Below are 14,926 nucleotides of genomic sequence, written 5' to 3' on the forward strand. Positions count from 1 at the left end.
GACGCTTCGCGACCGATTGGCCGATGTGGAGTGCGGCAGACCCCTGCCGCTTTGGTCCCCCCCGCGGAGCGGGGATCCCCTCCAGGGATATCGAAAAGCTGTAGAGGGCTACAGCACTCCAAGACGCTTCGCGACCGACTGGCCGATATGGAGTGCGGCAGACCCCTGCCGCTTTGGTCCCCCCCGCGGAGCGGGCATCCCCTCCAGGGATATCGAAAAGCTGTAGAGGGCTACAGCACTCCAAGACGCTTCGCGACCGGCGGGCCGATATGGAGTGCGGCAGACCCCTGCCGCTTTGGTCCCCCCCGCGGAGCGGGGATCCCCTCCAGGGATATCGAAAAGCTGTAGAGGGCTACAGCACTCCAAGACGCTTCGCGACCGGCGGGCCGATATGGAGTGCGGCAGACCCCTGCCGCTTTGGTCCCCCCGCGGAGCGGGGATCCCCTCCAGGGATATCGAAAAGCTTGTTACCAACCGCACGTCGCCATCGTCTGAAGCAGCCGTGCCAGCCTGTCATCATCCTAACGCCGACTCAACGAGACCGCGGCTCCTCCATGCTTTCCCGTCGTTCTGCATCTGTTTTTTATTAACCTTTGGCTTCCGATGCCCGACGAAGGCCGCCGAGGAGGTTGCCCCAGCAAAACCGGCCAAGCCCATCCCGGCCCTAGACCTCTTTGTTCAAGGAGAGATTCCCAGAGTTCGCCTCGAGTTATCGGAGGACGCGATGGACCAGCTTCGGCAAAAACCCCGAAAGTATGTGTCGGGTCGAGTTGTCGAAGGAACACGGGTGTATACCAACGTCTCGATTCGCCTGAAAGGCGGGCCAGGAAGCTTTCGACCTCTGGATGAGCGACCCGCATTCACGGTGAACTTTGATCGCCTGGCCCCTGGACAAACTTTTCACGGCCTCAAGAAGATCCACCTCAACAACTCGGTTCAGGACTCCAGCTACCTGGCTGAAAAGCTATGTCGCGAGATGTTTGAAGCAGCGGGCGTCCCGGCACCCCGCGCCGGTCATGCGCTGGTAGCGCTCAATGCGAGAAACCTGGGCCTCTTCGTGCTGGTGGAAGGGGTGAACAAGCAGTTCCTCAAGCGGCATTTCTCAGACGCGGGCGGAAATGTTTACGACGGACATGCTCAGCAGGATGTAAATCAACGTCTCCGTATCAACTCGGGTGACGAACCCAAGGACCGTTCCCGCCTGACCGCATTGGCCGCAGCGGCTCAGCTGGAGGATTTGAAGGCTCGCAGGACTGCCCTGGAACAAACGCTTGATGTCGATCGGTTTCTCTCGTTCATGGCCTTGGAGGTCATCCTCTCGCACTGGGATGGTTACTCGCTGGGACGAAATAACTTTCGCATCTTCCACGACCGCGAAGCCAATCGCATGGTGTTCTTGCCACAGGGTCTGGACCAGACCTTCCAGCCCAGAAACATTGCCGCTGTCCCCTCCATGTCCGGCCTGGTCGCCAAATCGGTGATGGAGGTCTCCGAGTTCCGACAACGGTTTCGGGCGCGTCAGACGGAGCTGTTGACCAATACGCTACGAGCCGACATCTGGGTGAAACGACTGCGCCAAGTGGCGGCCAAAGTCGAACGTGAGCTCGAGATCGAAGGAAACCCCCAAGCCGAAACCTACATCAAGCAGGCGGCCGCCTATCGTCGCCGACTGCAAAAGCGTTTGGGGGCCCTAAGCCCAAGCCCGGGAATGGAATAACCACGGATTTCTCGGATGACACGGATTGAGAAGGCTTTGTGACATTCCTAAGAAGGACTTCGCACTCCTTCTTCGAGTGATGAGGGTCGTCCGTCCAAATCTTTGCCCATCCGCGTCATCCGTGAAATCCGTGGTAACTCCGTTCCTGGATTTGGGCTAAATCACACCCAGCCTCACGGGCGCGTGAGCGTCCTCATACTGGCCGCGAAGCGCTCGCCCAAAGTGACCATTCCGTTGGCGGTATAGTGGGCATCATCGCCAGTTGTCCGCGGTAAATCGCGGGTAACCACCAACGCGGCGTAGGGATCCTGTTCGCACACCGAGGTCTGAGCGGCCTGGACGACAGGGTGGAAGATCCACTTGTCTGAAACTTGGCCAATCACAAAGGGCAGCGCCGGCTGCCCCAAGTCCGCTCGCAAATGCTTAATGAGGCCCGCGAGCAGCACTGGATAGTCCTTGGCCATCTTGGGGCTGATGCCCGCCTCGTGCTCACCCTGCATCCATAAAAAGCCTGCCAAACGATGCCTCGTTCCCTGGTCCTTCAAAGCCTGCAAGGCGTCCCTCACATTCACGAGCAGGTTAGTGTAAAGACTTCCGGCGGGTTGGCTGGGCTCAGGCCAATGCCAGTTCCTTCCGTGGTCGTTGAAGTTGATCAGCTGTGGATGAGCGATGTAATCGTCGTAGTCTTTGCTTCGAGCGATGCCGGTTCCCCCGACGGCATACTTAATGATCGCAATGCGAGCCTGCGGTTGTGCGGTGGCCAGGCTGTGACCGAAAGTGATTTCAGGACCAAAGGCATGAGGGTTGATGCCCGACGCACCCACCTGCAGCACTGTCCAAGTGTTCTTCAGCCCCGCCTTGGCGTTGCTCCCCGGCCAGAACAAAACATTGGTCTGTCGCCGCCACACGTCAGGAAAGGGCGCCGGAGTGTAAGTGGTGGCATGGTTGTGTCCCTCAGCATTGGACTGTCCCGCGAGAACATAGACATCGGTGATCGGCTCACTTTCGCCCAGCGCACGGCCGACCATCCCCAACCACAGCACTCCCACTCGCAGGACCCGCATCGCGTGCTTCAGCATAAGCTTAACCCACCTTCGGCGGTGCGAAGCCTTCACGATACTCGCGCGACAGCACCTCCCGATTAGCCTGCTCATGATTGGTGAAGCGGAAATTCGCCGAGTCCCAGTGAAGTTCCTGGCCTGGAAAACGCGTCGCCTTGACCGCCAGCAAGACCGGTTCGGTGATCCGCCACGCGATACTAAAAGGGGTCCAAAGAGGCTTCTTGTTCCCCAAGCAGGTGTCGGCCCAGTCTTTCCAATGGTTGCGGGGCGCCACGACGGGCTTGGGTTCGTTCTCCACCTCTTTGCCCTTGCGAAAGATGGTCATATCCCCGGCGGCCTCCACCAACAGCGCTCCTTCCTCACAGACCACGAGAATGTAGTTGGAGCGGATGTCAGGCAAAGGCAGTCCCAGTGCCGCAAAGGAGGGCTTCAGAGCGTTGTCGTTGTAGTGAATGACAAATTTCTCGCGGGCAAAGTTGCCGCCGCCCGGATACGTGATTGTGCTCTGGTCATGCGCCGAGTGTCCGGTGTTGGATGGCCGAATGGTGTGGGTCTGGACCGATTCGGGAGCCGGCATATCATAGGCGAAATAGAACAGGTCGAGCAAGTGACAGCCCCAGTCGCCCAATTGGCCGGTACCGGTTTCCCAATATTCGCGCCAGGAGCCCGGAGCGAGCGCCTCATTGTATCCGAGCTGCTGCGTGAGCGGCCCCAGCCACAAATCCCAGTTCAAGTAATCAGGGACTGGCTTGGCAGGCGGATAGGGCTTCCATGCCTCAGGAAAGCTATCAGGTTTGGAAGGTCCACCCGTCCAGACATACCCTTCGACGGGTCGTCCCAGCTGGTTGCTCTTCAGAATCTCGACCGCCTGCATTCGTCCCCTCTCGCAAGCCCGCTGATTTCCCATCTGGGTCACTAGGTTCGGACGAGCCTGGAGCCCGTCACGAATCATCCGCAGCTCGCTCAGCTGATGAACCAGCGGCTTCTGACCGTAGATGTGTTTGTTGTGCTGCATCGCCGTCAACATCATCGGCGCATGATGGAAGTCAGGGGTGTCCACGATCACGGCATCGAACTGGTCTGCCCGGTTGGCAAAGACTTCCCGGTAATCCGCCGCCTTAAACGCTCCCGGATAACCACTAGCCACCTTCTCCAGAACGTTCCTGTCGACATCACAGAAGCCGGCGAACTCGACCATCGGATGCCCTTTGAGTCCGCCCCGTTGCATGCCACCGACGCCCCCGGCACCAATCTGAACGACGCGCAGCCGGCTGTTTTTGTTGGTCTGGGCGCGCGTCGTGAAGCTCGGCGCGGTCATCCCGACGGTGACAATAGCGCCGCTCTTCAGGAAGGTGCGGCGAGTGACAGGGTGTTTCATGGCCGTAGAATACTGGACTTGCTCTCAAAGGGAAGGGAATCAACAGCGCAAGACCCCGCCGTCCCCTTCGAGCGCCCCCGATGGGCCGACACGGCCCACACTACAATTGTAGAGACGTCCGTCTCCGGACGTTCCCCCGCGCCCCAAGACCAGCAGGCCCAAATGTCTCACAGTAGGCACTAAGCTCACGAAGGTCCCAAGCCGAAGAAAACCGGACCAAGCAAAAAGAGACTTTTCAACCGCAATGGACGCGAAGGACGCGATGTGGGGCCCCGAAGGGATGAAAGCCGAGTTTTCCTCCGTGTAGTCTGCGTGGTCCGTGGGTAACATCGTCGGTGTCCCCTCCCTCAGAGAGCTTTGTGATCGATTGGCCTGCGTAGCCACCAAGGCGAAGAAGGGTGCCTTCGAGTGATACACTCAGCCGTCCCTTCGCGCCCAATCGCAGCTTGTCTGGGTTTCGTTGTTGCGATGGTGCTCACCGCCCATCCAGTATGGTGCCAGACGTGGTAAGCTCCCACTCCAGGAGTCCCTAGTCTGAGACCTATGCCAGCACTATTCAATTCCTACAACCTCAAGAGCCTCACGTTCCGCAATCGGATCGCCGTGTCCCCCATGTGTCAGTATTCCGCCACCGACGGTGTAGCGCAGGCCTGGCACCAAGGGCACTACACCGGCTTGGCCCGAGGCGGAGCCAGTTTGGTAGTCATCGAAGCGACTGCCGTCAGCCCGGAAGGCCGCATCAGTCCCGAATGTCTCGGCCTCTGGAATGACGAACAGGCGGCGGCGCTGGCTCCGATCGTGGCGTCGATCAAAGCTGCCGGGGCAATTCCAGGAATTCAAATCGCTCATGCGGGCCGCAAAGCGTCCGCGAACCGTCCCTGGGCCGGAGACGACCATATCCCGGAAAGTGACCCCAGGAGCTGGCAACCGATTGCGCCTTCAGCCGTGGCTTTCGGAGCGAACTTGCCCCGCGTGCCACGCGAGATGACAGCCACAGACATCCGACGCGTGCAGGCTGATTTCGTCGCCGCAGCTCAGCGCGCTCGCGATCTGGGGATCGAGTTCCTCATGCTGCATTTCGCCCACGGTTACTTGGCCCAAAGTTTTCTTTCGACGTGGTCGAATCAACGACCGGACGAGTATGGGGGAAGCGTTGAGAATCGATCCCGTTTTCATAACCAAACCGTGGAAGCCGTGCGTCGGGTGTGGCCAGATCGGCTGCCGCTCTGCGCCCGACTCGGGGTCCTCGAGTTCGACGGAAAGGATGAAGCCACGCTGTCGGATTCCATCCAAGTGGTGAAGGGACTCCAGCAGCGCGGACTGGATTTCCTCGATGTAAGCATGGGCTTCTCCACTCCGTCGGCCCAGATCCCGTGGGGACCCGCCATGATGGGGCCCATCGCGCGACGCGTCCTGAAGGAGACAGGATTGCCCGGGGCCACCTCGTGGAACATCAGCACCCCGGAATTGGCCGAAGAGCTAGTGGGAAGCGGAACGGTGGACATGGTGATGATCGGCCGCCAGCTGCTTGCCGATCCTCATTGGCCGTATGCCGCCGCCAAAAAGCTGGGAGTTGAGAAACCTTCTTGGGTATTGCCAGCACCTTACGCCCACTGGCTTGAGCGCTACCGAGGTTGAAACAGCATCGCACTCAGAGCAAGAGGGTACCCCGAAGCTCCGATCCACGGAGCTTCCTCAATTGCAGCGTACGCTGTGCCGAATGAGATCCCACGAGTAGTCGTGTGGAATCTCCAATCGCAGGCTTTACGGCATCACCCTCACCACATTCGTTGCACTTCGGTTCTCCCCAAGCCCCCGTTCACATGACGCCTCCTCTAGGGGAAACGTCCCGAGATGCTTAGGTGGGCCGATCGGTCCGGCGTCATTCCCGACGGGCTTGGTGCTGGCTCCAACAGCTGGCACGCCCGCATCCGATTTCCTGGATGACAGGATCTCAGAGACATACCCCTTAAGAGTCTCGATCGACTGCCGTCCCACCAAGCGCCGGCCATTGATAAAGGTGGTCGGGGTAGCTCGAATGCCCAGCGACTCCCCCTCCGCCTCGTCTCGCTCGACCATCGCTTTGAACTTCGGGTCGACCATACCTCGCTGGAACACGTCCGAAAGAATGCCCACGGCCATGGCCCGCTCGCGAAGGTCGGGTTGCCCCTGCTCTAGAGCCTCGTTCATGATGGCCTGGTGCATCTCCCAGAACCGGCCTTGGCTCGACGCCACCATGGATGCCAAATGAGGAAGCAACCCCGGGCCCTGGCTCTCCAACGGGTAATGTTTGAACACGCGCCGAATCTGATGGGGATAGGCGGCGACCAGTTCCGAAAGTACTTGGGAATGGATGCGACAAAAGCCGCATCGAAAATCAGTGAACTCAATGATCGTGACCGGCGCGTCCGTCGATCCGAAAGATGGGGAGCCCTCAAGATCGAGTTTGAGGCTTTCCGCCGGCAGCGATTCCCAGGCGGGTGCCGCGGGTCGCGTGGAGCCACGCAGCAGCGACTTGAGACCATCAAGGCCATCAAACCGAGCACCGTTCAAGAAGACAGTCGGTGTCGATTTTACTCCGAGGCCACGCGCTTCGGCAATGTCCTTGGCCACCATGTTCCGAAACTGGCGGTCGTCCAGAGCGGTCTCGAAGCGGTCTCGGTCAAGCCCTAGCGACTCAGCCAGCCTCAGCAGCACGCTGCCCGCGGGCTTGGCTTGTTTGAAGAGGAGATCATGCATCTCGAGGAACTTTCCCTGGGCGCCCGCAGCCAGGACTGCCTCGTGCGCCGCGATGGCCTCAGTGCTGGATGGGGCATGTTTGAAGATCCTCTGAATGCTGAGATGCCGGGATTGTGCCAGGGCATCCAGGAGTCCATTGACCTCAGCGCACGGCGCGGAGTGGAAGTCAGAAAAGACGAGAGCGACTACTTCCGTCAGTGCAGGTGTCGCGTTGGTCTCGTGACCGGGATGAGCGATTAAGCGGTTGGCGGTCAGGAACACGATGGCGAAGACTAAGGTCCAGACATGTTTCATTTTCGTGGGGAGGAAAAATTGCATTGCGCGCGCTTCCGAGCGTTCTCAGGGAATCACCTGAAAGACGGGAGAAACGCCCTGGTAGGGAGTGATGCTCCCGCCCGAGTCCAAGGAGAAGCCCTGATGGAAGACCCGATATGTCCCGGTCGGTGTGTCCACACCAATGTCCCAACTTACCGTCGATTTTGACGCAGCCACACCCACTCGTTCCCACTGGAAGGTAGTATCCCAATCGGCATCCGTGCGCAGGGTCACCCAGCCAGCACCGGTGAGTTGCTGCACTTCGAAGAAACTCGGAAGCGCGTCAACCATCCGGTTATTAATGGTGCCGAAGACGTTCTTGGGATGGCCTCCCCAGAAGCTGACGGACATGCGATCGCCCCGCCTGTAACGGCGTTCCGTCTCCGGGCGCACCCACGTCGGATCCAAGACCAACTCCCCGAAGGCCACCGCGGGTCCCGTGCACGCCTCGAAGGAATCCACCGGATTCGCATTCCGCATCCACCCATTGCAGGACCAGCACTCGTTGCGGCCCACATCCAGGAACCAGTCCAAACCGCGATCCGCGCAGGCGAAATTGCCAAATCGAGTGGCGTGGGTCCGAACGGTAGGGATCACCACCTCGCAGGCGGAGGCTGAATCAATCGGGAGGACCGTCCGATTGAAACCTGGAGGACAACTCCAGCAGGCACCGGTCAGGAGATCACGGAACTGGCCCACCGGACACAGTCCCCCAAAACGAGTCCCAGCCGACAAGCTGGCCGGAATGACCCGCTCACAAGCGCGAGGATCGTCCACCCGGAAGATGGTGCGGTTGTACTCGGCCGGACAGCTCCAGCAGAATCCCAGATCCCTGAACTGACCTGGCGGACAGAGCTCCCCGTGCCGTGTGGCGAAGGAGCCGGCAGCCGGGATCACCCGTTCGCAAGCACCGCGAGAATCGTCCCATGACCGGAAAATGAATTTGCCACTGCCGTCCGGACATCGGTAGCAGCGTCCCAGAATGATGTCATATTCATAGCCGGCCGGACAATTGAACAGGCTGCCGGCAGCACTGAGCGGAGCCAGGAACTCCGATGTGGCTGGACGTTCGCAGGCCCAGGGGTCTCCGATCGGGAATATCGTCCGATTGTAGCCCGCCGGACAGCTCCAGCACGCGCCGGCAAGGAGGTCGAAAAACTGACCAGGACCGCAGCCCTCCGGTCCATGCTGAGCGGCAGGTGCGAAGAGCGACTGCGCCGGACGTTCGCAGGCTGCGTTGCCCTCAATGGGAAAGACCGTCCGGTTGTAGCCGTCCGGACAACTCCAGCAGGCCCCGGTGATGAGGTCGAAGAACTGACCAGGACCGCAGCCCGCTGGCCCATGTCGCGTCGCGCCGGTGAATTCAGAACGGCCGGGCACTTCGCACGCCTCCGCCCCGTCGATGCCAAACACGGTTCGATTATAGCCCGGGGGACAACTCCAGCACGCACCCGTAGGCAAATCGAAGAACTGGCCGTCCGGACATCCCGCCTTGCCCTTATACTCAGCTGGACGCGCCTGAGGAAGAGGTTGAAGGTCGAACAGGGGATCCGAAGCGATGAGAGGGTTTCCGATAACCACGCCGTGAATCTCCGGTGCCTGGGTTCGAGGCATGGCCTCGGTCGCTGTCGGGGTTCCGTTGAGGAGGGCCTGGGAGAGCTCGGCAAACTTCGTTTGATAAGCCGCTAGCGTGAACGCTCCGAATTGGGTGGAGGCCGCCTCGTAGTTCTGACCCGGCAAGGCGTTTTCCTTGGGCACGATATGCACATATTCCTCATAGGTGGTTACGTATCCGGAATAGTCATTCGCCAAACCCGCGATGATCGTGTGCGTCTCCGGTCCCAGGATGGACTCGACGGTCTTACGCAGACGGGATCCAGCCATACTCGTGAATTCCGCCGGCACCGAGAGGATGGCCAGGCTTCCGATGCGGAGAATCGATATCGGAATGATCTGCGGGGTCCAAGTGAGGCCAAAACCGGCATCCGTCGCCGTCGTGATAATGACATGCTTGGGAACATGGCGCGCCTCGAAGTCGAGGGTGACCGGGTCGAGCGGCTTAAAGACCTCGGTGATCTCCTTGAGGAAATCGATGAGGCCTCCTGACAGGCCAACCCCATCGCGGGTACCTGCCAGGAAGTCCACACCCATCGCTCCTCGGTAAGTGGTCCACGGCACCGCCGGTTGGCCCCGGTCAGGACACGAAGCACACGGTGGGAGGCCCACGCCCGGAACGTTGTAAGGGTACAGGTTCAGTGGGTTGACCACCACCGAGGTGATGGCCAGATACATGTGCCTGAAGTCAACATCGCCGAACACTCTCTTGGGACTGCCAGCAGAGCCGCTGTAGAGTTCCATGGCCTTGCTGAACTGGCGCGAGCCGATGGTGGTCACGCGCAGGAGATCGTTTTCGTTATTGGTAGGCCAAGCGCTGAGGCCAGACGGCCAGGCGTTGGTGGATGTCCAAAGATTAGCAGTCAGGTCGCCTTCGTTGGAATTGGCAAAACCAGCGACGAATCCAGACGACTCTCCGGCTCGCCCATGACCCGGATAGAACGTTCCCTTCTCGCGCTCGAACAGGTACGACGCGAGCCCCTTGTTGTCGCCCGTTAGAAGCCGGTTTTCCAACGAGTAGGAGACGCCGTGCACGGGGAACCAGTTGAACATACCAATCTCACGTCGGTTCGAGTGCTCGAAACGAAGACACAGCATCTCAGTATCCCGATTGTCCGACCCAAACGGGTTCTTGAGCGCCGGGTGATAGGTTTCGACGTTCTGTTTAAAGCTTTCCGGCTCACGATTTTCATTCGCATTGAGCAACTGTCCGGAGTTGAGAAGAATCTTGCCGGGCGCGAGATTGCGGTGCGCCTTTTTGATCGCCATAAAGATCCCATGCACCATGGCCTCATAGGTCTGCCAGGCGTAGCCGCCCGTCGGATAATTGTAGAGCGGATGGTGGGAATGCCCGCTCGCACCTCCGTGGGTATGAGTCGCGCTGAGAACGATGTTGGCGAACGAGTAGTGGTTCTTCAGCTCATCGTCGGCCTGGAGTCGGTCGTGAACCCCTTGAGTGACCGCATGAAAAACCTGCCCGGTGTCTACCACTACAAACACCACCCGCTTGTCGCTCGCGCCGCGTCCGCCGGCAATGAATGCCCGCGCCCACTGGCGATCGTGAATACCGGCGGATCGTTGATCGCCCGACGCGTAGCCCATCATGCCCCCATCTGCCGCCGGTCCCGTAATGTCGTGCATACCGCGCCCGACCAGGTAGGGATAGAGCCCGAGATTCGATTCATCACGCAGGTAATCCTCCAGTCGGGTCCGGCCGCTGGAGGGCGAAATTTGGACAGCGTCCGAGGCGTCAAATGCCGACAGAGGCGGATGATTGAACTCGTAGAGGTCGTCGATGCCGTCGTTGTCAGCGTCCAAAGGATCCGCCGCTCGCACCCGGGTGACGCGATAATAACCGGTCCGCGGCGAGGGATTCGGATCTTGGAGACGTCCAATGTTCTGGGTGCCAGGAGCCATGTCCACGGGTGTCTCCGCCCCGGTCTCCAAGTTCAAACGACGCAGCACATGATAAAAGGCCGGGGACGACTCATGGTCGATCAGGACTTTCCCCCCCGAAGGCTGCAAATTCAGGATCCGGAAAGCGGGTTGAGCACCAGCGGGAGTCGTGAGCGCTACGGCTGCTACCATCGAAGCCAGGCACAGGAAAACGGGGAGAAAGGGAACATTGGGCTTCATGAGCAATATTGGAACTGAGTTCGGCACGACTGCACTGGGTGGCACACCGCATCAAGCCAGGGTATGTCCATACGATTCTAAACCGTTTTTCGGAGTTCTTTACAGCGGACGGGCGTCCCTGCTCATCGGCGGGCAAATGATCCAGCGTCATGTCTCAGCCATGGGAATTAGTCGGAGAAAGCGTCTGGAAACCAGGGACTTGGCCAGACGGAGCCCTTCAGATGTCTCACGGTTCCCATCCCAAGTTGCACTCGGGATGGGCTTTCCGAAAGGCCGCGATGCCAGCTTGGGTCAGGTTGCTACATTCGTACACGCTGAGATGCTTCAAAGCAGGAATCTTCGATAACTCCGCCAAACCCGCGTCAGTAATGGCAGGATTGCCATCGAGTCCAAGCTCCTGGAGCGCATGCCGGCTGAGTTTCCGCAGGCTGGCGTCGGTGATGCGTGTTTTGGCGAGTCCAATCCGGCGGATGTTTGGACACTGCTCGACCAAAGCGCTGACCCCGGCGTCGTCGAAGCTGCAATGCATGAACAGAACGGCCTCCAAGGTGGGAAGGCACCGGAGCATGTGGAGGTTACTCCCCTTCAGTGGGTCGTTGGGCTGTTCGCTATTATCCAGCGTGAGCATTCGGAGTCTCTCCAGGGGGGCAATGATGGCAAACAGGCGATCCCCACCGCCTTGGCAATTCTCAATGGTCAGAGAGCCCAGATCAGGATTCTGAGCCAGGAACGTAAAATCATCGGCGATCAAGTTGAGATCGCGAAGGAAACATAACCGGAGCTTGGTCAACGTCGCAGCATGGGTTCGGAACTCTGCAGCTGTGATCGCAGGAAGCTTAACTTTGGCTTCGTCGGCCGGTATCCAGTGATCCAGCCACAGCTCCCGAACCTCGAGATCGCCCGGCGGTAGCGGCTTTCCGGCATCCACGCGGGTGAGTCGCCCCGCCGGGTCGGACAGCTTGATGTATCCAAGCGGGCCGTTGACGTCGTGAAACCACTCCAAGGCACGACGGGCCAACCGCTGCGCCTCCTGGCTGCGGCCGACGCTCGCGATGGGAGAAGCGGGCAGTTCCGACTTCGGTTCGTCCCGACTGAGAGCGAACAGAATCAGGGAAGCGACCACCGCGATCGACACCACGGCGAGAACCGACGTGCGCGGATGCCGAAACACCCAGAGTGCCTGGTCGGGGCTGGAAGTGCCGGGGGCGGCGAGGACGGGTTCGAGTCGGAGCCAACGCTCAAGGTCATCCGCAAGGTCAGCAGCGCTGGCATAGCGATCTTCCGGCGATTTGCGTAAACAGCACAGAACGATGCGTTCAAGGCCGCGTTCACCGAGCAGCAGCGGAGCGGGAGGGGACTCGGTGACCTGTCGGAGCAAGGTCAGCATGTCATTTCCATCAAAGACTTTCCTACCCGTCAGCAGCTCATAAAGGATGGCCCCTAGGCTGTAGATGTCAGAGGCGGTGGATAGCCCTCGACGCGAGCCTCCGACATGCTCCGGTGCCATGTAGCGCGGGGTGCCAACCATCTGCCCCGTCCACGTCAGCTCAGCATCGAGTTCGAGCCGTCGCGAGATGCCGAAGTCAACCACGCAGGGTTCATCATGTCCGTCGACGAGGATGTTCGATGGTTTGAGATCGCGATGCAGCACCCCATGCTGATGGGCGAAGCTGACGGCTCGCGCCACTTTGACCAGGAGCTGAACGACGCGCCGGGCGCGTTCCTTGGGCGGAAGATTCAGATCCTTTTCCCACGCCGCAATGTTCCGCCCTCCCGGAATCAGGCGCATGGTGAAATAATGCTGGTTGTCATGCTCCCCAATCTCGTAGACGGGCACGATGTGGGGATGCTCGAGGCGAGCGGCCGCCATGGCTTCATTGCGAAACCGCTGCACTAATTCGGTGGATGCCAGCTCTCCCGAGAGAATCATCTTGAGGGCAACCTCGCGGCAGAGGCTCACTTGGTGGGCGCGAAACACGACCCCCATCCCGCCGCGCGCCACCTCCTCCATCAGCTCATAATCGCCAAAGCGACGACCCTGCCCGGCAACCATCGCTTCCTGCGCAGCCGGCCAGGACCGTCCGGTCAACCGTCCCAGGGCGAGCAGACAACGCGGGCATTGTCCGAACGGTGCGTCCGACGCGATGACCGCGCCGCACTGAGGACAACTTGTCCCGCGATTTGGAGTCCTCGACATTCGATGGGTGCGAACCCGCAATGAATCGGCAGAGCAGTTAGCTGGAGGCCACCACATCCATCAGGTGCTTGAGTTCACCATCCAGCTCCTCAGTCGTTCCCACAGTGGCCAGGATTTCCTCCCGGAGCAATTCGCCATAACGCTGACGCATTCGATGGATCATCACACCGACCGCACTGACGCTCATGCCCAGTTGTTGTGCCAAAGCCGGATAACCAGGCCGGGCCGAATCTGCAGCCAGAAAGGGCCTGATCTGTTCGAACAACGACGTGCGCCCAGCCTTCTCATACTCGCTGCCCAACCGACGAAACACCTGCTCGATCAGGGCGAAGCCCCAACTGCGTTCGAACTGGGCTTCCGGGGTCAGGGGATCCGTGGGCTCCAGAGCAAAGCGGGCTTCGGCATCGAGAGCATCCAGTTCAACCCAGTGGGTTCCGCCGCCCCGCTTCAGGCGTTGCTGTGCGCGATGGGCGTTGGTGAGAAAATTCTGCATGGAGGCGAGGAGAAAGGTGCGGAACTTCCCGCGCTCGGCCCGGGCCTGCTTCAGCATGCCATCCTCGATGAGCCTGACAAAGAACGCCTGCGTGGCATCCTGGGCGTCATGCATCGTGAGGCCGCGCCTCCGGGCAAAGGCGTAGAGCGGATACCAGTAATCCTGGCACAGCTGAGCGAGGGCGGCTTCCGAATCGTCCGATGACCCTCCCGCGCGGGACACCGTCGTCCAACGCGTGGTCACAAACGTGGCCTGCGAGCTGCACATCACACCCTGAGCCGAATCCCTCATTCAGGGCACATACTACGCAGCACTTCCGACTTTGCAAGCTTGAGGACGGGGTGCCCCAAAGCCATATGGAGTGCTGTAGCCCTCTACAGCTTTTCGACGCCCCCGGAGGGGGATTCCCGCTCCTCCAGAACGCCGCCGCGCGCTAGGAACTAGCCGACCACTCCACCTCCGAAGATGCTTCTATTCCAGCCCACGATGTGCCAGACTGACACCACTTGTAATGTGTCCATCACCTTCCAATGACGAGAACCTGGGGAGCATCCCCGACGTGCGTCCGAATTTTCCGACCACCGACTGGACGCTGGTGATGCGCGTGCACGAAGGCGCCGAGGTGCGCCGTGCCGCTCTGGAGGAATTGTGCGGGCTCTATTGGTATCCGATCTACGCCTTCCTTCGCCGACGTGGGTTTGCCCCGCACGATTCCGAGGACCTCACCCAGGGCTTCTTTGTAAAGCTGCTCGAGGATGAGACCTTTGCGGCAGCCCAGGCGGACCAGGGCAAGCTGAGGACATTCCTTCTCTCCTCGTTGAACCGATACCTGGTCGATCAGAACCGCCGGCAGAGAGCGCTGAAGCGTGGAGCAGGCCAACAGACCATTGCCTTCGATGCCTTGCACGCCGAGGAGCGATACGCCCTCGAACCATTGGATCATCGGGATCCTGCTTGGCTGTTCACCCGCACCTGGGCTTATTTGTTGCTTGAGGGAGTGCGCGCCCAATTACGCGAAACCTTTGTGGAAACCGGGCGCACTGGCGTGTTCGAGGCGCTGCTGCCGTTCCTCATCCTGGATGACGCGCCGCCGTCCTATCGCGAAGTGGCTCAACGGCTGGAGTCGAGCGAAACTGCCGTGCGCTTGCTGGTGTTCCGTTTGCGCAGCAAGTTCTATGACCTGCTGCGCCAGGAGGTGGCACGAACCGTCGGTTCCCACAGCGAAGTCGACGGTGAGTTGGACTGGATCCGGTCCATCCTCAGGCAATGAAAGGAG

General features: G+C 60.1%; 9 protein-coding genes. 3 read left to right on the top strand and 6 right to left on the bottom strand.

Features of this window, described 5'->3' with window-relative positions:
• Positions 1 to 724: 724 nt before the first annotated feature.
• Complete coding sequence (locus tag JNN07_14405; protein MBL9168928.1) at positions 725 to 1,717, top strand: CotH kinase family protein; 993 nt, start codon at positions 725 to 727, stop codon at positions 1,715 to 1,717.
• A 173-nt stretch (positions 1,718 to 1,890) separates the two neighbouring features.
• Here the strand turns inward: JNN07_14405 and JNN07_14410 are convergent, their stop codons facing one another.
• Together JNN07_14410 and JNN07_14415 are read right to left on the bottom strand one after the other, a co-directional pair.
• Positions 1,891 to 2,796, bottom strand: a complete 906-nt coding sequence (locus tag JNN07_14410; GenBank protein MBL9168929.1) for a hypothetical protein — start codon at positions 2,794 to 2,796, stop codon at positions 1,891 to 1,893.
• Positions 2,797 to 2,800: 4 nt separating this feature from the next.
• On the bottom strand, positions 2,801 to 4,156 hold the full coding sequence (locus tag JNN07_14415) for a Gfo/Idh/MocA family oxidoreductase (protein ID MBL9168930.1): 1,356 nt from the start codon (positions 4,154 to 4,156) through the stop codon (positions 2,801 to 2,803).
• Positions 4,157 to 4,699: 543 nt separating this feature from the next.
• Between JNN07_14415 and JNN07_14420 the strand changes: the two genes are divergently transcribed.
• Complete coding sequence (locus tag JNN07_14420; GenBank protein ID MBL9168931.1) at positions 4,700 to 5,794, top strand: NADH:flavin oxidoreductase/NADH oxidase; 1,095 nt, start codon at positions 4,700 to 4,702, stop codon at positions 5,792 to 5,794.
• Between the two features lie 126 nt (positions 5,795 to 5,920).
• On the opposite strand, the gene JNN07_14425 is transcribed toward JNN07_14420, so the two are convergent.
• The 4 genes from JNN07_14425 to JNN07_14440 all read right to left on the bottom strand — a co-directional run bounded on the left by JNN07_14425 (position 5,921) and on the right by JNN07_14440 (position 13,941).
• Entirely contained in the window at positions 5,921 to 7,189 is a 1,269-nt protein-coding gene (locus tag JNN07_14425) for a thioredoxin domain-containing protein (GenBank protein MBL9168932.1), read from the bottom strand.
• 45 nt (positions 7,190 to 7,234) lie between these two features.
• Positions 7,235 to 10,960, bottom strand: coding sequence for a neutral/alkaline non-lysosomal ceramidase N-terminal domain-containing protein (locus tag JNN07_14430; GenBank protein ID MBL9168933.1), 3,726 nt, complete (start codon positions 10,958 to 10,960; stop codon positions 7,235 to 7,237).
• Between the two features lie 226 nt (positions 10,961 to 11,186).
• A complete protein-coding gene (locus tag JNN07_14435) occupies positions 11,187 to 13,157 on the bottom strand; it encodes a protein kinase (GenBank protein MBL9168934.1) in 1,971 nt (656 codons plus the stop codon).
• A gap of 37 nt (positions 13,158 to 13,194) precedes the next feature.
• Positions 13,195 to 13,941 carry a sigma-70 family RNA polymerase sigma factor gene (locus tag JNN07_14440; GenBank protein MBL9168935.1) on the bottom strand — a complete coding sequence of 249 codons (747 nt, stop codon included), beginning with the start codon at positions 13,939 to 13,941 and terminating at the stop codon, positions 13,195 to 13,197.
• Between the two features lie 220 nt (positions 13,942 to 14,161).
• On the opposite strand from JNN07_14440, the gene JNN07_14445 reads away from it, so the two are divergent.
• The gene (locus tag JNN07_14445; GenBank protein ID MBL9168936.1) at positions 14,162 to 14,920 is read left to right on the top strand and encodes a sigma-70 family RNA polymerase sigma factor; all 759 of its coding nucleotides are present in this window, start codon (positions 14,162 to 14,164) and stop codon (positions 14,918 to 14,920) included.
• Positions 14,921 to 14,926 lie beyond the last annotated feature (6 nt).

Source organism: Verrucomicrobiales bacterium (assembly GCA_016793885.1).
Classification (GTDB): domain Bacteria; phylum Verrucomicrobiota; class Verrucomicrobiia; order Limisphaerales; family UBA11320; genus UBA11320.